This is a genomic window from Streptomyces sp. NPDC048751, from assembly GCF_043198595.1.
Lineage (GTDB): Bacteria > Actinomycetota > Actinomycetes > Streptomycetales > Streptomycetaceae > Streptomyces.
This window is the reverse complement of record NZ_JBICUX010000008.1, coordinates 467,244-487,875: the sequence shown is the minus strand read 5'-3', so window position 1 is coordinate 487,875 and position 20,632 is coordinate 467,244. Positions and strand designations below refer to the sequence as shown.

20 protein-coding genes are annotated in these 20,632 nt (G+C 72.8%); 8 read left to right on the top strand and 12 right to left on the bottom strand.

Annotated elements, in window-relative coordinates:
• Window positions 1-5: 5 nt before the first annotated feature.
• The 5 genes from ACGFNV_RS27100 to ACGFNV_RS27080 form a co-directional block, all read right to left on the bottom strand.
• Window positions 6-866 (bottom strand): SGNH/GDSL hydrolase family protein, encoded by an 861-nt coding sequence (locus ACGFNV_RS27100; protein ID WP_393625606.1) that lies wholly within the window; start codon window positions 864-866, stop codon window positions 6-8.
• Window positions 863-2,026, bottom strand: a complete 1,164-nt coding sequence (locus ACGFNV_RS27095; protein WP_393625604.1) for a glycosyltransferase — start codon at window positions 2,024-2,026, stop codon at window positions 863-865. The genes ACGFNV_RS27100 and ACGFNV_RS27095 overlap by 4 nt, the downstream gene beginning before the upstream one ends.
• The gene (locus ACGFNV_RS27090) at window positions 2,023-3,150 is read right to left on the bottom strand and encodes a glycosyltransferase family 4 protein (protein ID WP_393625602.1); all 1,128 of its coding nucleotides are present in this window, start codon (window positions 3,148-3,150) and stop codon (window positions 2,023-2,025) included. Before ACGFNV_RS27090 ends, ACGFNV_RS27095 begins: the two co-directional genes overlap by 4 nt.
• A 169-nt stretch (window positions 3,151-3,319) precedes the next feature.
• A complete protein-coding gene (locus ACGFNV_RS27085; protein WP_393625600.1) occupies window positions 3,320-4,741 on the bottom strand; it encodes a HEAT repeat domain-containing protein in 1,422 nt (473 codons plus the stop codon).
• 324 nt (window positions 4,742-5,065) lie between these two features.
• Window positions 5,066-5,458, bottom strand: coding sequence for an ankyrin repeat domain-containing protein (locus ACGFNV_RS27080; RefSeq protein WP_393625598.1), 393 nt, complete (start codon window positions 5,456-5,458; stop codon window positions 5,066-5,068).
• A gap of 261 nt (window positions 5,459-5,719) precedes the next feature.
• On the opposite strand from ACGFNV_RS27080, the gene ACGFNV_RS27075 reads away from it, so the two are divergent.
• Together ACGFNV_RS27075 and ACGFNV_RS27070 are read left to right on the top strand one after the other, a co-directional pair.
• Complete coding sequence (locus tag ACGFNV_RS27075) at window positions 5,720-5,914, top strand: hypothetical protein (RefSeq protein WP_393625596.1); 195 nt, start codon at window positions 5,720-5,722, stop codon at window positions 5,912-5,914.
• 52 nt (window positions 5,915-5,966) lie between these two features.
• Window positions 5,967-7,535: a hypothetical protein gene (locus tag ACGFNV_RS27070; protein WP_393625594.1), complete on the top strand. Its 1,569-nt coding sequence runs from the start codon at window positions 5,967-5,969 to the stop codon at window positions 7,533-7,535.
• A gap of 36 nt (window positions 7,536-7,571) precedes the next feature.
• Here the strand turns inward: ACGFNV_RS27070 and ACGFNV_RS27065 are convergent, their stop codons facing one another.
• Window positions 7,572-9,071 carry a PLP-dependent aminotransferase family protein gene (locus tag ACGFNV_RS27065; protein WP_393625592.1) on the bottom strand — a complete coding sequence of 500 codons (1,500 nt, stop codon included), beginning with the start codon at window positions 9,069-9,071 and terminating at the stop codon, window positions 7,572-7,574.
• Between the two features lie 98 nt (window positions 9,072-9,169).
• Between ACGFNV_RS27065 and ACGFNV_RS27060 the strand changes: the two genes are divergently transcribed.
• The 4 genes from ACGFNV_RS27060 (at window position 9,170) to ACGFNV_RS27045 (ending at window position 12,664) form a co-directional block, all read left to right on the top strand.
• On the top strand, window positions 9,170-9,835 hold the full coding sequence (locus ACGFNV_RS27060; protein ID WP_393625590.1) for a YitT family protein: 666 nt from the start codon (window positions 9,170-9,172) through the stop codon (window positions 9,833-9,835).
• Complete coding sequence (locus ACGFNV_RS27055; protein ID WP_393625588.1) at window positions 9,832-10,599, top strand: glycerophosphodiester phosphodiesterase; 768 nt, start codon at window positions 9,832-9,834, stop codon at window positions 10,597-10,599. Before ACGFNV_RS27060 ends, ACGFNV_RS27055 begins: the two co-directional genes overlap by 4 nt.
• 60 nt (window positions 10,600-10,659) lie before the next feature.
• Complete coding sequence (locus ACGFNV_RS27050) at window positions 10,660-12,009, top strand: MFS transporter (RefSeq protein WP_393625586.1); 1,350 nt, start codon at window positions 10,660-10,662, stop codon at window positions 12,007-12,009.
• A 280-nt stretch (window positions 12,010-12,289) separates the two neighbouring features.
• On the top strand, window positions 12,290-12,664 hold the full coding sequence (locus tag ACGFNV_RS27045; protein WP_010357981.1) for an RNA polymerase-binding protein RbpA: 375 nt from the start codon (window positions 12,290-12,292) through the stop codon (window positions 12,662-12,664).
• A gap of 105 nt (window positions 12,665-12,769) precedes the next feature.
• On the opposite strand, the gene fxsA is transcribed toward ACGFNV_RS27045, so the two are convergent.
• From fxsA to ACGFNV_RS27025, 4 genes are all read right to left on the bottom strand, one after another.
• Complete coding sequence (gene fxsA, locus ACGFNV_RS27040) at window positions 12,770-13,333, bottom strand: FxsA family membrane protein (protein WP_393625584.1); 564 nt, start codon at window positions 13,331-13,333, stop codon at window positions 12,770-12,772.
• A 264-nt stretch (window positions 13,334-13,597) separates the two neighbouring features.
• Complete coding sequence (locus tag ACGFNV_RS27035) at window positions 13,598-14,404, bottom strand: polyprenol monophosphomannose synthase (protein WP_393625583.1); 807 nt, start codon at window positions 14,402-14,404, stop codon at window positions 13,598-13,600.
• Between the two features lie 538 nt (window positions 14,405-14,942).
• Complete coding sequence (locus ACGFNV_RS27030) at window positions 14,943-16,562, bottom strand: amidohydrolase (protein ID WP_393625581.1); 1,620 nt, start codon at window positions 16,560-16,562, stop codon at window positions 14,943-14,945.
• Window positions 16,563-16,646: 84 nt separating this feature from the next.
• Window positions 16,647-17,087, bottom strand: coding sequence for an Lrp/AsnC family transcriptional regulator (locus ACGFNV_RS27025; RefSeq protein WP_133929563.1), 441 nt, complete (start codon window positions 17,085-17,087; stop codon window positions 16,647-16,649).
• A gap of 268 nt (window positions 17,088-17,355) precedes the next feature.
• Here ACGFNV_RS27025 and ACGFNV_RS27020 point away from each other — a divergent pair, with 268 nt between their 5' ends.
• Window positions 17,356-17,802, top strand: coding sequence for a hypothetical protein (locus ACGFNV_RS27020; RefSeq protein WP_393625579.1), 447 nt, complete (start codon window positions 17,356-17,358; stop codon window positions 17,800-17,802).
• A gap of 91 nt (window positions 17,803-17,893) precedes the next feature.
• On the opposite strand, the gene ACGFNV_RS27015 is transcribed toward ACGFNV_RS27020, so the two are convergent.
• Window positions 17,894-18,991 (bottom strand): hypothetical protein, encoded by a 1,098-nt coding sequence (locus ACGFNV_RS27015; protein ID WP_393625685.1) that lies wholly within the window; start codon window positions 18,989-18,991, stop codon window positions 17,894-17,896.
• A 166-nt stretch (window positions 18,992-19,157) separates the two neighbouring features.
• On the opposite strand from ACGFNV_RS27015, the gene ACGFNV_RS27010 reads away from it, so the two are divergent.
• Window positions 19,158-19,403, top strand: coding sequence for a hypothetical protein (locus ACGFNV_RS27010; RefSeq protein WP_393625577.1), 246 nt, complete (start codon window positions 19,158-19,160; stop codon window positions 19,401-19,403).
• Here the strand turns inward: ACGFNV_RS27010 and ACGFNV_RS27005 are convergent.
• Window positions 19,366-20,538, bottom strand: a complete 1,173-nt coding sequence (locus tag ACGFNV_RS27005; protein ID WP_393625575.1) for an acyl-CoA dehydrogenase family protein — start codon at window positions 20,536-20,538, stop codon at window positions 19,366-19,368. The genes ACGFNV_RS27010 and ACGFNV_RS27005 overlap by 38 nt on opposite strands.
• Window positions 20,539-20,632 lie beyond the last annotated feature (94 nt).

Genomic DNA, 20,632 nt, shown 5'->3' with positions numbered 1-20,632 from the left:
GAGGCTCACGCGGCGTCCGCCCGCTGCTCCCCCACCGACAGTGCCGCCAGCGCCGCCGACACCGCCGCGGACGCCCGCAGGTCGAGCCGGGCACTCGTGCCCCGCGCGCGATGACGGATCTCGTCGGCGGCGAGGGTGAGCAGTTGCGGCAGCAGGTCGGTGCACCTGCGGGCCACCCACCCGGTGCCCGCGGTGGCCAGCCACCGCAGGCTCGCCGACTTCGTGGGCGCGGGGAACTCGGGCTCCGGCGAGGGCGCCCTGCCCGTCGCGAGGCCCGCCTCCGCCAGCAGCGCGTGGAACCGCACGGCGAGTTGCCGGTGCCCGCCCTCGCCCGGGTGCAGCCGGTCCGCGCTCCACAACGCGCGGTCGGTGAGCCACTCGCCCTCCGCGGCATGCAAATGCACGGCCCCGTACCGGTCGGACAGCGCGTGCACGACGGCGTTGACCGCGCGCTGCCGCCGGGCCAGCGGGCGGGCGAGAGCACCGGGCAGGCCCAGCATCGCGCCCGGGTCGGGCAGGCACGCGGTGAGGAGGACCGCGCCCTGCCCGGTGAAGGCGGCGTACACCGCGTCGAGCCGTTCGGCGACGGCCTGGATGTCGAAGGTGCAGCGCAGGGTGTCGTTGACACCGACGACGACGGAGGCGAGGTCCGGTCGCAGTGCGAGACCGGCGGGCAGTTGCCGTTCCAGCACGTCACGCGTCTGCGCCCCGCTGACCGCGAGCTTGGTGAACTCCACCGCGTCCTGGGGCTGTTGGGCGAGTCCGTCGGCGAGCAGCGCGGCCCAGCCGCGCCACCCGTCACCCACGGGATCACCCACCCCCTCGGTCAGTGAGTCCCCGAGCGCCACGAATCGGACGGTTCTCATCCGACGCCTCCGCGCACATGGGGCCGCAGCCGCACCGTCGCGTCGTGCGCCGCCAGGAACGCCTCCACAGCCGCGCCCCAGCCAAAGCCCTCCGCACGCGCGCGTGCGGCCTCCCGCCGCTCGTGCTCGGAGCGGTCGAGGAGCATGCTCACGGCGTCCGCGAAGCCCGCCCCGTGGTCGGCCGCGGTGGCGCCGGCGGATCCGATCACCTCCGGCAGCGCGGACGACGAACTCACCGCCACGGGCGTCCCGCACGCCATCGCCTCCAGCGCGGCGAGCCCGAACGTCTCGGCGGGCCCCGGCGCCAGACAGACGTCCGCGGAGGCCTGGAGCGCGCCGAGGAGGCCGCGGTCGGCGACGTGCCCGAGGAACGTCACCGGCAAGCCCCGCTCGCGCGCCCGCTGTTCGAGCCGGGACTTCAACGGCCCGTCCCCGGCCACCACCAGCACCGCCCGCCGACCGCGCCGCAGCAGCGTCTCGAGGGCGTCCAGCGCGGTGCCGGGCCGCTTCTCCACGGACAGCCTGGAGCACATCACCAGCAGGGTCTCGTCCACGCGCGCGTACCGTGCCCGCAGCGACGGGTCGCGCAGCGCGGGGTGCCGCTGCACGAGGTCGACGCCGAGCGGGGCCCGTACGACGTTGCGGGCGCCGATCCGCACGAACTCGCGCTCGGCGAACTCCGTGGTGCACACCACGCGCGCGTACGTATGGGCCGTACGGACGTTGAGGGCGTCGGCGGCGCGCCGGGCAGCGCCCTCCGGCAGGCCCCAGGTCCGCAGCACGCCGTCGGCGGTCTCGTGGGAGACCATGACGGCGGGCACCCGGGCCCGGCGCGCCCACCTGCCGGTCCACCGCAGCGTCGTACGGTCGGACACCTCCAGACGGTCGGGGGCGAGCTCCTCCAGGACCCCGGCCACGCGCCGCTTGTCGGTGAGGACGCGGTAGCCGCCGGTGCCCGGGAGCAGCGGCCCGGGCAGGGTGATCACCCGGCCCTGTTCGGTCTCACGGTCACTCGCGCACTCACCGGGGACGATCAGCACGGGCTCGTGGCCCGCAGCCTTGAAGCCCTTGCCGAGCTCGCGCAGCGCCGTGCGCAGGCCCCCGGACGAGGGGGCGACGAAGTTGGCGAGCCGTACGATCCGCAGCGAAGGCGTACTCATGCCGCCACCACGTGCTTCCGTGCCGCCAGCACACCGGCGTAGTGCCCGATGAGCTGGTCGCCGACGGCGGCCCAGGTGCGCCCCTCGACCGTGGCCCGCCCGGCGGCCCCGTAGGCGGCGCGCAACGCGGGATCGGCGGCCAGTGTGCTCACGGCGTCCCGTACGGCGGCGGCCTCGCGCGGCGGGACCAGCAGCCCGGTACGCCCGTGGGCGACCAGGTCCAGCGGACCGCCCACGGCGGGCGCCACGACGGGGACACCGCTGGCCATGGCCTCCTGCACGGTCTGGCAGAACGTCTCGAAGGGGCCGGTGTGCGCGAACACGTCCAACGAGGCGAAGATCCGCGCGAGGTCGTCGCCGGTACGACGGCCCAGGAAGACCGCTCCGGGCAGCGCCTCCGCGAGCCCGGGCCGGCTCGGACCGTCGCCCACGACCACGACACGTACGCCGGGCAGCCCGCACGTGCCGGCGAGCAGTTCGACGTGCTTCTCAGGAGCGAGGCGCCCCACGTAGCCGACGATCAGCTCGCCGTTCGGGGCGAGCTCGCGCCGCAGCGCCTCGTCGCGCAGCTCGGGGCGGAAGCGGACGGTGTCCACGCCCCGGGGCCACAGCCGCACCCGGGGCACGCCGTGTGCCTCCAGGTCGTGCAGGGCTGCGCTGGAGGGAGCGAGGGTGAGGTCGGCGGCGGCATGCACGGAGCGGATGCGCCGCCAGGCGGCCGCCTCACCCGCGTGCACATAGGTGCGGGCGTATCCGGCCAGGTCGGTCTGGTAGACGGCCACGGCGGGTATGCCGAGCCGGGCGGCGGCGGTCATGCCGCGCACGCCGAGGACGAAGGGGCTGGCCAGGTGGACCAGGTCGGCGCGGTGATCGGTGATGGCCGCGGCGACGCGTCGGCTGGGGAGGGCGACGCGGACCTGGGGGTAGCCGGGGAGGGGGAGGGAGGGGACACGGACGACGGGGCACGGCGCCGAGGCGTCGGGCCCGTTACCGGCGGCGGTGGCCGGCGCGACGACGAGCGGGAGATGACCGCGATCCACGAGGTGCCGGGCGGTCTGGAGCGCGCAGTGGGCCACGCCGTTCACATCGGGGGGAAAGGATTCGGTCACGATGACGACACGCATACCGGTGTTGTCGCCGTACCGGACGTGGCCGCGTCAAAGTGGATCTTTCCGGACGACAAACGTCCTGTGAGCGTTGCGCGGCGCGACCCCGCAGGTCAGACCACGTCCATGCCCGCCCGACCCGCGCGTCATCCCCCGTTCACCCGGCGGGCATGCCTCTACCCGGTGTTCACATCGTCGACGCGGCGTCCGGCCCGATCCGGCTGCGTACGGCGGTCTGCACCTCGGCCTCCTCGGCGGGATCGGCGGCGAGTCGGCGCAGTCGCTCGACGACGCGGACGTCACCGGTCTCGGCGTGCCGGGCGGCGACCTCGCGGGTGGTCTCCTCGCAGTCCCAGAGGCATTCGACGGCGAAACCCGTGGGGAAGGAGGGGTCGGTGGCGGCCAGTGCGCGGGCGCAGCGCCCGCGCAGATGGGACGAGGCTGTCTCGCGGTAGATGTGCCGCAGGACCGGTGCGGCGCAGGCGATGCCGAGCCGCCCGGCGCCGTCGACGAGGGTCCACAGGGTGGGTGCGTCGGGCCCTTCGCCGCGTACGGCCTCGCGCAGGGCGCCGAGGACGAGGTCGCTGTCCTGGGCGCCGCCCCTACAGGCGAGCATGCGGCCGGCGGCGGCGCCGAGGGCGTCGGGCCGGTGGACCCAGCCGCGGGCCCGGTCGACGGCGGCGATGCTGCGCATGCGTTCGAAGGCGTCGACGGCGGCGTCCACGACGGCCGTCGTGCCGGTGACCACGGCGCCCTCGATCAGGTCGAGGGCGTCGGGATCATTGCTGTCGGCGAGGTAGCGCAGCGCGGTGCAGCGCGCTCCGTCGGTGCCCTCCTGGGCCGCTCGGACGATCTCGGGGCGGTCCTCGGGGCCCGCCACGGCGCTGAGGCAGCGCGCGGCCGGGACATGGAGGGCGGCGCCGCGTTCGATGCCCTGCTGGGCCCACTCGAAGACGGCCTGCACACTCCAGCCCGGGCGGGGGCCCGCGGGGCGCATCTGCCGCTGCCACCGGTCGAAGCAGCCGGTCTCCTGGGCGGCACGCACGCGTGTGGAGACGTAGTCGCGCGGGTCGTCGGCCCACAGCCGCCAGGGCCGTGGTTCGAAGGCGTCGCGCACGGTGGCGGCGAGTTCCGCCTCGCCCTCGGCGTCGGTGGCGAAACGGGCCAGCACGGGCGCGGCCAGGGCGCGCAGACCGGCGTCGTCGTCGCGCAGGGCGAGCTCGTCGAGGGCCCAGGCCCAGTTGGTGCCGGTGGCGGCGTACCTGCGCAGCAGTTCGAGGGCGTCGCGCCTGCCGTAGGAGGCGAGGTGGCCGAGGACGGCGAGGGCGAGGCCCGTGCGGGACTCGTCGCTGTCGAAGGCGTCCTCGACGTCGAAGAGGTGCGCCTCGATCTCGTCCAGCTCGCCGTTCAGGTCGAGGATGAGACGGGCGTAGTACAGGGAGCGGTTCTCCACCTGCCAGTCGTGGCGGGGGTCGCGCAGCACACAGTGGTTCAGTGCCGCGAGCGCGTCGGCCCGCGGGGCGGTGAGCGCGTGCAGCGTGCCGTCGCCGCGGCCCCGCTGGAGCAGGCCGAGCAGCGTACCGCTGGGCGCTATGACCGGATCGAACATGGGAAACAGCCTCACATCAAGCGTCGACGCAACCGGGGAACACGCATTACCTGGCCGCGTGACAACACGTCGGAGCGCCCGCCGTCTCTTGCTTGCTGTAGACCATCTTCCTCTGCCTCTCGTCGGTGGCCCATGCGGACCGCATCACGGCCCGCGCGGTGCGGCAACACCTGCCCAGCCATCGCGTCCGTGAATCACGTCGTCATGATGACTCGGCAGCTCAGCCTGCCGCGACCGAAATTTCCGGCGGCCCCGTACCGCCTCCCCCGTGGTCGTAGGATTACCTTGTCAGGAACTGCGTTTTACCTGTTCACGAGCTACGGATCACTGCGCGCCGAAGAGCTGCAGCAGGTCCGCCTTGCCGAACATCCGCGCCGTGTCGACGGCTGACGGAGTGCCCGCGGAGGGGTCGGCTCCGGCGTCGAGCAGGGCCCGGATCACCTCTTCCTCACCCTTGAAGACGGCCCCCGCGAGCGGGGTCTGGCCTCGGTCGTTGACGCGGTCCGCGTCGGCGCCGCGCTCCAGCAGCACCCGCACCGCCCCGGCATGGCCGTGGTAGGCGGCGAGCATCACGAGGGAGTCGCCCCGGTCGTTGGTGAGGTTGGCCGGAACACCCGCGTCGACGTACGCCACGAGCGCCTCGGTCTGCCCCTGCCGGGCCAGATCGAAGATCTTGGTCGCCAGCTCCACGACCTCGGGGTCGGGGGCTTCAGTCATCGGCCGGTCCGCCTCTCGCTACAACCGTTCAGGTGAATCGCCAGAGTACTGGCTTCCGGCGCACATGACCGGCCGCGTCCCAGGCAAAGATCACCTCGGCCCCCGAGGGACGCGTCAGCCCTGCTCATGGGGCCAGGACGAGACCTGCCGCCTGAGTGAAATCAGTCGCATTCCACCCAGTTGCACCTTTTATCGTATGGATACATCCTGTGAGCCTGGAAGTACTCATGGTGACTGTCCCCACCAACCAGGAGACCTCAAATGATCTTGTCCATCTCAGGCGTGGTCCTGCTCGGCATCATCGTGTTCCTGTTCTTCCGCAAGGACGGGCTCAAGGCGTCACACGCGACGGTCTCGGCCCTGTTCGGGTTCTACCTGGCCAGTACGGCCATCGCCCCGAGCATCAAGGCCGGCGGCGAGAGCCTGGCGAGCCTCCTCGGCGGCATCAAGTTCTGACGCCGTCCGCCTCGCCGTCCGTCCCTTCCGTACGCACCATCAGGAGACAGCAGTGGCCCGGCGCCCCCTCCCCCGCATCCTGAGCACTGGCAGCGCGCAGATCGCCCGGAGCCGGGAGCTGGCCCGGACGGCGGCCGACAGCGCCACCGATGTCCTCCACCCGCTGATCACGATCACCCGCGGCATGCGCCGGCTGGCCTCGGCCGGGCGGCGCAAGTGGGCCGACGCCCCCAAGGACCGGCGCGGACCGCTGCTGCTCCTGGTGACGTCGGTGGTCCTGGTCGTGGCGCTCCTGCCGTACGGACCGCTGTTCGCCGTCATCACCCTGATGGCGGCGGCAGCCTGGCACGGCCGGGAAGGCAGAGCGGCGAAACCCGAGGGTCCCGACGAGTCCCAGACCCAGCGCCTCCAGTCGCTGTACGAGGCCCTGGTGCCCTACTTCTCGACCGCCGAGGACCCCGCTCCGCTCTACGCCCACGGCGGCGAGTGGGAGAAGGCCTTCCCGGCGTACGAGTTCGACGGCTCGAGCCGCGTCAGTCACCTCGTCATCCGCTACCCGGCGTACTTCCCGGACGGCGAGGCCGAGGCCCGCGCCCGTGTCGAGCTGCTGCTCACCGCGAAGTCGGGCCGCGGTCGCGAGTACCACTTCACCTGGGACGAGGAGGGCAACGAACTCACGGTCACCGTCCTCTCCCCGCTCCCCACCGACATCGCCGCCCAGCGCTTCGTCACCGCCCCCGGCGAGACGGTCCTCGGCTTCACCGACCCCACCCAGGTCCAGCGCACGCTCCCCCTCACCCATGGTGAGGAACGGCGCGACGTGCCGCCGGTCGTCTGGCGCACCGGCGTCCGCTCCTCCGAGCCGCACCTGCTGATCGTGGGCCAGCCGGGCAGCGGGGCATCCACCCTGCTGCGCTCCGTCGCACTCCAGGCCCTGCAGCACGGAGACGTCCTCGTCGTCGACGGCGGCGGCACCGGCGAGTACGCCTGCCTGACCGGCCGGGACGGTGTACTGGCGGTCGAGGTCGGCCTGGCCGGCGCCCTGGCGAGCCTGGAATGGGCCGCCCACGAGACGGAGCGGCGGCTCATCGCGGCCAACCGCGCCCGTCAGGCGGGCCACCCGGCGCCGGACGACACCAGGCGCCCCTTGTGGGTCCTCCTGGACCGCCCCACGACATTCACCCACCTGGCCGAGGCCGACGGTCGCAAGGACCCGCAGTCCATGCTCCAGGTCCCCCTCCGGCACGGCCGCGCGGCCAACGTGACGGTGGTCGTCGCCGAACAGTTCGACGGCGTGGACACCCTGAGCGACGCGGTACGACAGCACACGCGCGCGCGTGTCGCCCTCGGCCCGGCCACCGCCGGGCAACTGGAGTCCCTGCTCGGCGCCCGGCCGCACACGACCCCCATCGCCCACGTCCCCCCGGGCCGCGGCTACGCCCGCCTGGGCACCGGACCGGTCCACCGCCTCCAGGTGCCGGCGACGCCGGACCCGTACGACGACGCGACGACGGACGCGCAGCGTCAGGCGGTACTGGATCTGTTGCCGCCGCTGACGACACCGGCGGACGAGGAGCCGGAGCCGGTGCCGGTGGAAGCGGTGGTGGCCGAGAGCGCGTGAGCGGGTCCCTCGACCGGTGCGGGCGGGGTGGGTTCGCTACGCCACGAACGTCCGCGGCGCCTCCACCCCCGCCGTCCCCCCGCTCTCCACCACGCGCGCCGCCGCGGCCAACCGCACCGCGGCCTCCTCGGCCACCGCGCCCCCCACGGTGAACGGCAACCGCACATACCCCTCGAAGGCCCCGTCGACCCCGAACCGGGGCCCGGAGGGCACCCGCACACCCACCCGCTCCCCCGCCTCGGCGAGCCGCGACCCGGAGAGCCCCCCGGCCCGTACCCACAGCGTCAGTCCGCCCTGGGGGACCTCGAACTCCCACTCCGGCAACGCCCGCCGCACGGCCGCGACCAACGCGTCCCGGTTCTCCCGCGCCTGCTCCCGCCGCAGCTCCACCGCCTGCTCCCACCCACCGGTGCTGAACAGCCAGTTCACCGCCAGCTGCTCCAGCACCGGCGTGCCCAGATCGGCGTACGCCCGCGCGGCGACCAGGCTGCGGATCACATCCGGAGCGGCCCTCACCCACCCGATGCGCATCCCGGCCCAGAACGCCTTGCTGGCCGACCCGACGGTGATCACGGTGGACCCGGCGCGGTCGAACCCGCACACCGGCCGCGGCATCTCCACGTCCTCGTCCAGCCACAGCTCGCTCATCGTCTCGTCGGCGATCAGCACCGTGCCGGCCGAGCGCGCCGCGTCCACGAGCCGCCGCCGCTGGTCGTCGTCGGCCAGCGCGCCGGTGGGATTGTGGAAGTCGGCGACGACGTACGCGATGCGCGGCGCGGCCTCGCGCAGCACCTGACGCCAGCGGTCCAGGTCCCACCCGGCGAGACCCTCCGCCATGGCGACGGGCACGAGCCGGGCGCCCGCCTCACGCATGAGCTGAAGGATGTTGGCGTAGGAGGGCGACTCGACGGCGATGCGTTCGCCCCGCCCGCCGAACAGATGGCAGATCGCGTCGATGGCGCCCATCGCACCGGTCGTCACCATGATCTGCTCGGGCATGGTGGGGATACCGCGCGCGGTGTAGCGCTCGGCGATCATGGCGCGCAGGGCGGGCAGGCCCGCCGGATAGTCGCCGTGCGTGTGCGCGTACGGCGGCAGTTCCTCCAGCGCGCCCCGCACGGCACGGGTGAGCCACGGCTCGGGTGCGGGCAGCGCCGCGCAGCCCAGGTCGATCATCGAGCCGAGCGCCTCGGGCGGGAGCGGTTCGAGCCCCCGCGCGGGAAGGGGGTTTCCGGCCGGTACGGCGGTCCAGCTGCCCGCGCCGCGCCGGGACTCCAGGAAGCCCTCGGAACGCAGCGCCTCGTAGGCGGCGGCGACGGTGGTGCGGCTGACGGACAGGGACAGGGCCAGTTCCCGTTCGGCGGGCAGCCGGGCCGCCACCGGAACGCGCCCCTCCAGCACGAGCAGCCGGATGCCGTCGGCGAGCGCGCGATAGGCGGGCGGACGGCGGGTGCCGGGGCCCGCGGGGCGGTCCTGCTGGGACGTGAGCAGGCGGGCGAGTTGCGCCGGCCCCACTGCCGAGGTCCACTGCGCCATGATTACCAGTCCACCTTCCCTGAATTGGCCCTGGATGGCTTCTCTTCCCAAGCCACAGAGTGTCACGAGTCAGGCCACTACTACCACCGGGGGCACGCTTGTCCACGCAGATCCGCGCAAGAGGTCACCTGGTCCGACGGCTCGTCCAGCTCTACGCCGGCCTCGCCCTCTACGGCGCCAGCTCCGCCCTGCTCGTCGAGGCGGGCCTGGGCCTGGAACCCTGGAACGTGCTGCACCAGGGCCTGGCCGAGCTCACCGGCCTGACGATCGGCGAGGTGTCCGTCGTGGTGGGCGCGGCGGTGCTGCTCCTGTGGATCCCGCTGCGCCAGCGCCCGGGCCTCGGCACCGTGTCCAACGTCTTCGTCGTCGGAATCGCCCTGGACGGCACGCTCGCCCTGCTCCCCGAGGCACACGGCCTGACTGTGCGGTTGCCGCTGCTCGCCGCCGGGCTCGTGCTCAACGGCGCGGCCACCGGCCTCTACATCGCCGCGCGGTTCGGTCCGGGCCCACGGGACGGGCTGATGACGGGACTGCACCAGCGCACGGGCCGCTCGATCCGCCTGATGCGCACGGCGGTCGAAGTGGCGGTCGTGGTGACCGGGTTCGCCCTCGGCGGCACGATCGGCGTCGGCACCTTGCTGTACGCGGTGTCGATCGGCCCGCTCGCCCAGCTCTTCCTGCGCGTGTTCGCCGTACCGACGGCATCCGGAGGCAGCACGGTGGTTGCCGCAAGGACACCCAAAGGGGTGATACTGCCCAGGTGACCACGCTCATACGCCACCCCTATCTCGACCATCCGGGCCCCCTCGCCTTCGCGCACCGCGGCGGGGCGGCGGACGGCCTGGAGAACACCGTGGCGCAGTTCCGGCGCGCGGTCGGGGCGGGCTACCGGTACATCGAGACGGACGTCCACGCCACGCTGGACGGCAGGCTCGTCGCCTTCCACGACGCCACGCTGGACCGGGTCACCGACGGCGCGGGCCGTATCGCGGACCTGCCGTGGAAGGACGTACGGCACGCGCGCGTGGCAGGCAAGGAACCGGTCCCCCTGTTCGAGGAGCTCCTGGAGACCTTCCCCGAGGTGCGCTGGAACGTCGACATCAAGGCCGAGCCGGCGCTCCACCCCCTGCTGAACCTGATCGGGCGGACCAACACCTGGGACCGGATCTGCGTCGGCTCGTTCTCCGAGGCCCGCGTGCTGCGCGCCCAGCGGCTGGCCGGTCCGCGCCTGGCGACCTCGTACGGCACCCGGGGCGTGCTCAACCTGCGGCTGCGCTCCTGGGGTGTCCCGGCGGCGCTGCGCAGCTCGGCGGTGGCCGCGCAGGTGCCCGAGGTGCAGTCGGGCATCCAGGTGGTGGACCACCGCTTCGTCCGCGCCGCGCACGCGCGTGGGCTGCAGGTGCACGTGTGGACGATCAACGAGGCGGATCGGATGCACCGGCTCCTGGATCTGGGAGTCGATGGCATCATGACCGATCACATCGACACGTTGCGCAAGGTCCTGGAGGACCGGGGCGTCTGGGTCTGACCGCCCGGGACCCCCGCCCGAGCCTTCGCACGGCACTGCGGCGGGGAAGCGAGGGCACGGGTGGGCATCGACACCGTGCGGACGGACGCGGCCGACGACGCCGCGGGACGGCGGCGCGAGCAGCGCGGCTGGTACTTCTACGACTGGGCGTGCTCCGTCTACTCGACGAGCGTGCTCACCGTGTTCCTCGGCCCCTACCTGACATCGGTCGCCAAGTCGGCCGCGGACGCCGACGGCTACGTCCATCCCCTGGGCATCCCGGTGCGGGCCGGGTCCTTCTTCGCGTACTCGGTGTCCCTGTCGGTGATCCTGGCCGTCCTGGTCATGCCCCTGGTGGGCGCCGCCGCCGACCGCACGGGGCGCAAGAAGCCGCTGCTGGCGGCTGCCGCCTACACGGGGGCCGTGGCGACGACGGGCATGTTCTTCCTGGACGGCGACCGCTATCTGCTGGGCGGTGTGCTGCTGGTCGTGGCGAACGCCGCGCAGTCGGTCGCGATGATGCTCTACAACTCCTACTTCCCGCAGATCGCCCCGCCCGAGGAGCGCGACGCGGTCTCCTCCCGGGGCTGGGCCTTCGGGTACGCGGCGGGCTCCCTCGTCCTGATCGCCAACCTGGCCCTCTATCTCGGCCACGACGCCTTCGGTGTGTCCGAGACCACGGCCGTGCGCATCTGTCTGGCGTCGGCCGGCCTGTGGTGGGGTGCCTTCACCCTCGTGCCGCTACGACGACTGCGCGACCACCGCTCCCCCGCGCGGGAGGCGGCGGCCCTGCCCGGGCTGCGCCAGATCGCGGCGACGATCCGCGACATGCGCCGCCACCCCCTGACCCTCGCCTTCCTGCTGGCGTACCTCGTCTACAACGACGGCATCCAGACCGTGATCAGCCAGGCGTCGGTCTACGGCTCCGAAGAGCTGGGCCTCGGCCAGTCGACCCTGATCGCGGCTGTGCTGCTGGTGCAGGTGCTGGCGGTGGCGGGCGCCCTGGGCATGGGGCTGCTGGCCCGGCGCTACGGCGCCAAGCGCACGATCCTCGGCTCGCTGGTGGCGTGGACGGTGACGCTGGGGGCGGGGTACTTCCTGCCGGCCGGGGCGCCGGTGTGGTTCTTCGTGCTGGCCGCGGGGATCGGGCTCGTGCTCGGCGGCAGCCAGGCGCTGTCCCGCTCGCTGTTCTCGCACCTCGTGCCGCCCGGCAAGGAGGCCGAGTACTTCTCGGCGTACGAGGTGAGCGACCGCGGGATGAGCTGGCTCGGCCCCCTTCTGTTCGGTCTGACGTACCAGCTGACCGGGAGTTATCGCGACGCGATCATCTCGCTGGTGGTGTTCTTCGTGCTCGGGTTCGTGCTGCTCGCGCGGGTGCCGGTGCGGCGGGCGATCGGCGACGCGGGCAATCCCGTTCCCGAACGGATTTAGCACTCAGGGCGAAAGCGCTGTAGTGTACGCGTTTGGCCTGCCAGGCGTACCGTTACTGCGCGTCAAAGATGACGAAACGCTGGGTGACATCTGCTAGCAGACGTGACAAACCGGGCGACGGTGGGTACTGCACTGGTTGACAAGGCTGCGGCTACGACGGCGACGCATGACCCGGAACGGGACACGGGACGGGAATCTTTACCGCCGACCGGACGTTGACCGGATGACGACGACAGCGACACACCTGTCCTGTGGGCGACAAGCCCGGGAGGCACGATTCATGAGTGAGCGAGCTCTTCGCGGCACGCGCCTCGTGGTGACCAGCTACGAGACGGACCGCGGCATCGACCTGGCCCCGCGCCAGGCCGTGGAGTACGCATGCGAGAAGGGGCACCGCTTCGAGATGCCCTTCTCGGTCGAGGCGGAGATCCCGCCGGAGTGGGAGTGCAAGGTCTGCGGGGCCCAGGCACTCCTCGTGGACGGCGACGGCCCTGAGGAGAAGAAGGCCAAGCCCGCGCGTACACATTGGGACATGTTGATGGAACGGCGCACCCGCGAGGAACTCGAAGAGGTCCTCGAGGAGCGGCTGGCCGTTCTGCGCTCCGGCGCGATGAACCTCGCGGTTCATCCCCGGGACAGCCGCAAGTCCGCATAGCGGGAGGCCGCGAGCAAGCGCCAGTGACCGCGGGCGCCGTACGTCGATCGCACGTACGGCGCCCGCGGTCGTTGGTGTGCCCGCGACCGGCCGGCGGGTCAGGCCTCAGTGCGTGAGCGGCGGTACGGGCCCCCGCGGGGTGTCCCCGTACGTCCCCGGCTCGTCGCGGACGACCTCGCCCGGGACGACCTTGCCGTCGGGGCGGTGGATGCGGGCCTGCTGGAAGGCGTCACCCAGGCTCCCGGAGGCGGCCTCGCGGAGCTTGCGGTCCACCGTGCGTTCCGCGTAGCCGGCGACGGCCTTCTGGACCGGCGGGATCAGCAGGAGCAGACCCACGGCGTCCGAGACCAGCCCCGGGATCATCAGCAGCAGGCCGCCGAGCATCATCAGCCCGTTGCCCCCGCCGCTCGACGGGGAGCCGCCGCGCTGCAACGCCTCGTTCAGGTTCTGGAAGGCGCGCCGGCCCGCTCGCTTGATGACGACCGAGCCGAGCACGAACCCGGCGAGCAGCAGCAGGAAGACCACGAAGCCGCTCGCCGCACCGGCGACCACGGTGAGCAGCCAGATCTCCAGCACCAGCCACGCGACGATGCCCAGCGGCAGGAAGGTGCGCAGACGGGAACGTCGGGGTCGAGTGGAGAAGGAAGGGGTCGAAGCGCCTGTCGTCATGCCTCCAGTGTGCCGGGACCCGGCTCAGCACGGCATAAGGGGTCCTTGCGCTATGCCCGTCCGATCAGGTCGCGTGGTCTGGTGCCGTGCATCGCAAGGCGCCGGAGAGCCCTGGATGGGGGTGCCCCCGCTCGAGCGAAGTCGAGAGTGGGGGAGGAGCTACCTGGGCTTTTTCGGCAATGCGGCGAGGTGCGGTGCCAGGCCGCGCGACCCGGACGGGCATAGCGCAAGGCCCCCTAAGGGGGGCGAGCACCCTTCGTGCGGCTATTGCTTCGGCTTGTCCTTCTTGCCGTTGCTCGCGATCCTGCCGACCCGCTCCCCCACGCCCCACGCCGTGACCCGCCACAGCGCCTCCACGAGGATGTCGCGGCTCATCTTGGAGTCGCCGAGCTCACGCTCGACGAAGGTGATGGGGACCTCCACGACGTGGAAGCCGGCCTTGACCGCGCGGCGGGCCAGGTCGACCTGGAAGCAGTAGCCCTGGGAGGCGACCTCTTCGAGGCCCAGGCCCTCCAGGGTCTCGCGGCGGAAGGCGCGGTAGCCGCCCGTGATGTCTCGCAGCGGCAGGTCGAGGGCGAGGCGCGAGTAGAGGCTGCCGCCCCGGGAGATGACCTCACGGGACTTCGGCCAGTTCACGACCCGGCCGCCCGGCACCCAGCGCGAGCCGAGGACGAGGTCGGCGCCCTTGAGGGCGGTCAGGAGGCGGGGCAGTTCCTCCGGCTGGTGGGAGCCGTCGGCGTCCATCTCGATCAGTACGCCGTAGCCCTTGTCCAGGCCCCAGCGGAAGCCGGCGAGGTAGGCGGCGCCGAGGCCTTCCTTGCCCTTGCGGTGCAGTACGTGGACGTGGTCGTCGTCGGCGGCCAGCTCGTCGGCGAGCTTGCCGGTGCCGTCGGGGCTGTTGTCGTCGGCGACCAGGACGTGGGCGTCGGGAACCGCCTTCCGCACCCGGCCGACGATGGTCTTGATGTTCTCCGCCTCGTTGTAGGTCGGGATGATCACCAAGGGCGTACCGAGCGGGCCGAACTGCCTCCCTCGGTCCTGAGCCGCGAGGGTCCCGTCGCCGTCGTTCACTGCTGCCCCTTCGTGTCCGTAAGCACAGGACCACCATAATGGTCGCGGTCTGCGGTGACGCGACAAAACGTTCGTATGGTGGTGTCGTTTCCACAAGGCCGGGGTAAGAGGGTGCTTTTCGCCTTGTATGGAGTGCTGCGGATGGGGGCCCGGCGCCCTTCGGGCCGACCTGGGGCCCGCTGGCTGCGGGTCGACCGAAAGCCGTTGTCTACTGAGCGCCCGGGCCCCACCCGGGTCACACCTCCCTGACCGGCTGCAACGTTCCCTCGCCGCGGTGCGGGCGCTGTGCCTGGCTCCCAGTGACGGTGCCCCGGTGCGGCACACCGCCCCTGACCCAGCGGCGCCGCGGCGAGTCGGCGGACATTCCCCGGTCGGGCGTCCGGTGGTGGACCCGGCCGAACCTACCGGCCTCCCGCAGTCGCCTGTCAACAGTCGTTTGACCTGCGGGTATGCGACCAAAGCCCTGGTCAGCGCAGAGGATGCGCAGGTCGCGCGACGGCGTGGCGCGGGGTGATCAACGCCGCGCCACCCCGGTAGATCACTCGCCCGGCCGTACGAACACCGTCCGTCCGCCCACGACGGTGCGCAGGCAGACCGGCAGGTCGTGGCCCGGGGTCAGGTCGGGCAGTCCGGGGGTGCCGGAACGGGGGTCGGTGGACCAGCGGGCGACCCGGTCGTCGGGCGCCTGGACCACGAGGGCGTCGGTGCGCCACACGGCGTAGTCGGCGGGCGCGCCGGGCACCAGGACGCCCGCGTCGTCGCGTCCCACGGCCCGCCAGCCGCCGCGCGTGTGGGCGGTGAACGCGGCGCGTACGGAGATCCGGTGCTCCGGGGTGCGGTGGAAGGCCGCCGCACGGACCGTGCCCCACGGGTCCAGCGGGGTGACCGGGCTGTCGGAACCGAAGGCGAGCGGGACGCCGGCCCGCAGCAGCGCCGCGAAGGGGTTGAGGGTCCTGGCCCGTGCCGCGCCGAGGCGCTGGGCGTACATGCCGTCCTCGCCGCCCCACAGCGCGTCGAAGGCGGGCTGCACGGAGGCCGTCAGGCCGAGCTCGGCGAAGGCCGCGACGGTGTCCGGGGTGAGCATCTCGGCGTGCTCGACGCGGTGCCGGGCGGCACGGACGCGAGCCAGGCCGACCTTGTCGGCGGCGGCCCGTACGCCCTCGACGACGGCGGTCACCGCGGCGTCGCCGATGGCGTGGAAACCCGCCTGGAGGCCCTCCTCGGTGCAGGCGACGACATGGGCGGCGACCCCGGCCGCGTCCAGGTAGGCGGTGCCGGAGTGGTCGGCGTCGGTGTACGGCTCGTGCAGGCAGGCGGTGTGCGAGCCGAGGGCGCCGTCGACGAAGAGGTCCCCGGCGGCGCCGGACGCGCCCAGTTCCCGGGCCTTGCGCACGTCCCGCTCGGCCCAGTAGCCGACGACCCGCGGGCCGGGCTCGGCGGCGGCGAGGCGCAGCAGGGCCGTGAAGTCGTCCTCGGAGGAGATCTGCGGGCCGGCGCACTCGTGGACGGAGCCGATGCCGAGGGAGGCGGCGTGCGCGAGGGCGACCCGCTGGGCCTCGGCACGCTGCTCCGGCGTCACGGCCGCGAACGCCGCGGCGCGTACGGCGTGGTGGGCGTCGCGGGTGAGGGGGCCCTCCGGATCCAGGGCGCCGTCCGCCGTGCCGAGGCCCGGGGTCATGTCGAGGAGGGCGGTCGTCACGACCGCCGAGTGGACGTCGATGCGGGACAGGTACAGGGGGCGGCCGCCCGTGGCCTCGTCGAGTTCGGCGCGCGTCGGGGGGCGGCCGCCGGGCCAGCGGGCGGCGTCCCAGCCGTGTCCGAGCAGGACGCGGTCGTGCGGGCGGGCGGCGGCGAAGTCCCGTACGAGGGTGAGGGCCGCGTCCAGGGAGGGAGCGTCGGACAGGTCCAGGCCGGTCAGGGCGAGGCCGGTGGCGGTGGTGTGCACGTGGGCGTCGGTGAACGCGGGGGTGACGAGCGCGCCGTCCAGGTCGATCACCTCGTCGACGCCGTCCGCGAAGGCGTCGGCGGCGCCTTCCGATCCGACCCAGGCGACTTGCCCTCGTTCCACGACCATCGCGGTTGCGAAGGGGTCGGCGGGGCTGTGCACCTCTCCTCGGCGGAGGAGGACGGTGGTCGGGTCGGGGGCGCGTTCACTCATGACGGACAGTTTCTCGCGCGGCGGCGCGCGGGCTGCACCGGGGGCGCCGCACATGGGCCACAACCACCCGGCGGCCCTCCGCTCTCAGATCCGCGGCGGCCGGGCCTCGTACGGCGTCGACAGGACGACCGTCGTGCGCGTCGACACCCCCGCCAGCGTCCGCAGCCGGGCCAGGAGTTCCTCCAGCTCGTGCGGGGTCGAGACGCGGACCTTGAGGATGTAGTTCTCGTCGCCGGCGACGCTGTGGCAGGCCTCGATCTCGGGAACGCCGGAGAGGCGGTCCGCGATGTCGTCGGGGGCGCTGGGGTCGAACGGTTTCACCGAGATGAAGGCGGTCAGGGGCAGCCCGACGGCCTCCGGGTCGACGACCGCGGCGTACCCGCGGATGACGCCCCGCTGCTCCAGCCGGCGCACCCGCTGGTGCACGGCAGACGTGGACAGGCCCGTGGCCTTGCCCAGGTCGGTGTAACTCATCCGCCCGTCCTTGACGAGCAGCTGCACGATCTGTCGGTCCAGCTCCTCCATGGCGCAAGAACCTACATGGCCTCTGATCTCCTCGGATACTCAGCGGCCCAGGTCATGCCCGGTTCGTGATGTGGCCGAGAGTCGCCTGTGAGCCATCCGGGGGACAAAACGGGGGCCCGGGGCATCTGCGACTGGCATGTGACGAACGCCACAGCCCTCGAAAAGGCTTCGTGATGGTCTCGTGATTACCGCCGAGACGGGACGGGAAGTGCTTGCTGTGGTCGAGGCCGCAGCAGCCTTCACGGCCCAGCCCGAGGGGGAGAAACCCATGCAGAGTCTTAAGCGCCCTGGTCGCACCGTGCCCAAGCGCCCGCAGTTGGTCGTCGAGCCCACGCCGGAGGGCGTCGAACCCGACGACCTCAACGACATCGACGGCGAGGAACTCGACGCGTACGACACCTTCGAGATGTACCGGGTGATCTGCCCGGACTGCGCGCAGCCCATCGCGCTGCTGGCGGACGAGGAGGTCCTGCCGGAGCACGCGCTGTGCGCCTCGCCGTGGAACCCGTTCGGGCTGACGGTCTGCGCCGGTACCGGACGCCGGGCCTCCGACGCCCGGTCCGCGGACGAGTCCGGGGACCTCCAGGAGCAGGACACCGCCCTGCTGTTGACGCTCCCTCAGGGGCTCGACTGGCGGACCCAGCCCTTCTCGCACGTCGGCGGCCCGGGCTCGCGCCCGATGCGGGTGCCGACGATGCGGCGCCAGGCCGCCTGAGCCCTTCCGCTCACGAGCCTTCCGCGCACCTTCCGTAGCTGCCCCGCGCCACCGCACGCCGTGCCCTCCGGCAGGCTGTCGTGGTGCGGGATCAGTGCGTGAAGCCGCTCAGGTCGTGACGTCCGAACGAGCCGTGCTCGAAGATGCCGTAGCCGACCTGGCCGTCCAACCGGAAGCGGGCGGCATGGGCGGTGACCCCCTGCGCGGTCACCGGGTGCGGCTCCGTCAGGTCGTAGGTCCGGCGGTCGATCCAGCCGGGGCCGTGCCAGGTGCCGTGCTGCCAGTCACCGGCAGGTGCGTGACCGGCCCCCAGGGCGAGCGGGGACGAGGCGAGGACCTCCGCCTCCAGCTCCAGCGGTTTGCGGATGTCGCCGAGGTGGACGAGGACGCGTTCGGGGTGCCGGGTGCCGGAGCGGTAGGTGATCTCCGCCTGGGGCCAACCGAGTTGGCGGTCGCGGTGACCCGGGCGGACGAGGGTCGCGTCGTTGAGCGAGCGGTGGCCGTCCGCGTCCTCCTCGGTGAGGACCATCAGGAAGCGGTCGTCGAAGCGGACCGGGCACCAGATCCGGTGCAGGCCCTCGGCCGGATGGTCCCGCGCGAGCCGTCCGCCGTCCTCGCCGGGGACGGGCCGCACCCCCCAACCGCGGCCGCGGGTACCGGTCCACGCGCCGGGCCTGAGCCGGATCCGCTCTCCGCTCACCTGGATCCAGCCGACGCAACGACCCGCCTGCACAAAGCGTTTGGCGTTCACAGTCAGCCGTCCACCGCGCCGCTGCTCGTGATGCGGTTCCCACAGCGCGGGGAAGTCCGCCGACCACTGGATCTCGTACGACAGCCCCTCCGGGTCGTCCGGGTCCGGCGCGCAGCTCAGCACGAAGTCCCGCAGCGGACGCTCGACGGTGGTGCGCAGCGGGCCCACCTCGAGCCGCATCCGGTCGTCGCCGAGCGCGTCCGAGGCCCGTACCGCGTGCAGGGTGTCCCCGAGGCGGAGGGTCGCGTAGGCGTCGATGACCCCCAGGTTGGGGTACACGCCGAGCCCGGTGACCAGCAGGGCGCGGCCCTCGTGGTCGAAGACGTGGAAGACGGAGCGGTCGTGGGCGTTGCGGTCGCCGGTCGTCACGTGCCGCATCGACAGGGGCGCCTGGTGCACGGGGTACTCGTCGAGCGGTACGGGGCGGTCGTCGGGCACGGGCAAGACAATCCTCCCTGGGGACAAGGGAATTGACAGTACGTCAGGCGGACGCTCGCTCGACAGGTGCGGGTCGGACATCCGTCGGCTCAATGAGGACGTCCAAGAACTCATGCCCGATTCCACGGAGCGGTGACCTGGCCGCGGGTCGGCGCGTTGCCCTGGTATGACCCCCATTCATCCGGTGGAGAGGCGGCAACGCGCCTTCGTGCCGCCGCCCGTGGGATCGATGCCGTCGCCCCCGTCACCGCCCCAGGACCCGCCGATCTACCGCGATCTGATGCGCGCCTGGGCCGACCGGGGCCGTACCCTGCCGGGCCGCCATGACCCGGAGTGGGTCAGGCTGGCGGCCCCGCAGGTCATGCTGGGGCAGTTCAGCGGGTCTCGGGGCCCGCGAGGTGACGGGCGATGACCATCCGCTGGATCTGGTTGGTGCCCTCGACGATCTGGAGCACCTTCGCCTCACGCAGGTAGCGCTCGGCCGGGAAGTCGGCGGTGTAGCCGTAGCCGCCGAGGATCTGGACGGCGTCGATGGTGACCTTCATCGCGGTGTCGGTGCAGTGCAGCTTCGCCATGGCCGCCTGCTTGGCGAAGGGCCGTCCGGCGTCGCGCAGCCGTGCCGCCGCGAGGTACAGGGCCCGGCCGGCCTCGATCTGGGTGGCCATGTCGGCAAGCATGAAGCGCAGCCCCTGGAAGTCGGAGATCGGCCGCCCGAACTGCCGGCGCCCGCTCGCGTACGCCACGGCCTCGTCGAGAGCCGCCTGGGCCACGCCGATCGCGCAGGCCGCGATGCCGAGCCGCCCGGAGTCGAGCGCGGCCAGGGCGATCGCGAAGCCCTGGCCCTCCTCGCCGAGGCGCCGGTCGTCGGAGATCCGTACGCCGTCGAGGTGGAGCTGGGCGGTGGGTGAGCCCTTCATGCCCATCTTCTTCTCCGGCGCCGCGGCGCTCAGGCCCGCGGCGTCGCCGGGCACGAGGAACGCGGTGATCCCGCGCGAGCCCTCCTCGCCGGTGCGGGCCATGACCGTGTAGAAGTCGGCGATCCCGCCGTGCGTGATCCACGCCTTGGTCCCCATGATCACCCAGTCGTCGCCTTGGCGCACCGCCCTCGTCCGCAGGGAGGCGGCGTCCGAACCGGAGGACGGCTCGGAGAGGCAGTACGCGCCGAGCAGGCCGCCGGTGAGCATCGCGGGCAGGTGCTCGACCTGCTGCTCCTTGGTGCCGTAGGCGGCGAGCGCGTAGGAGGCGAGGGTGTGGACGCTGACGCCGAGGCCGACGGTGAGGCGGGCGGCGGCCAGTTCCTCCAGGACCTGGAGGTAGACCTCGTAGGGCTGGTCGCCGCCGCCGTACTCGGAGTCGTAGGGCAGGCCGAGGAGCCCGGACTCGGACAGGAGGGTGAAGACCTCGCGCGGGAAGTGCCCGGCGTCCTCCTCGTCGGCCGCCTTCGGGGCGATCTCGCGCTGCGCGATGTCACGGACGAGCGAGATCAGATCCCGGGCCTCCTCCGTGGGCAGCTGACGGTCCACCGGCTGCGGGGCGCGGTCGGGCATGGCGACGCTCTCCTCCCTGTCGGGCGCATCGGCGGACGTGCGCCGTGGGTGGGGCGACTCCGCCGCGGTTTCGCCGAGTGCCGGCCGAGGCCCT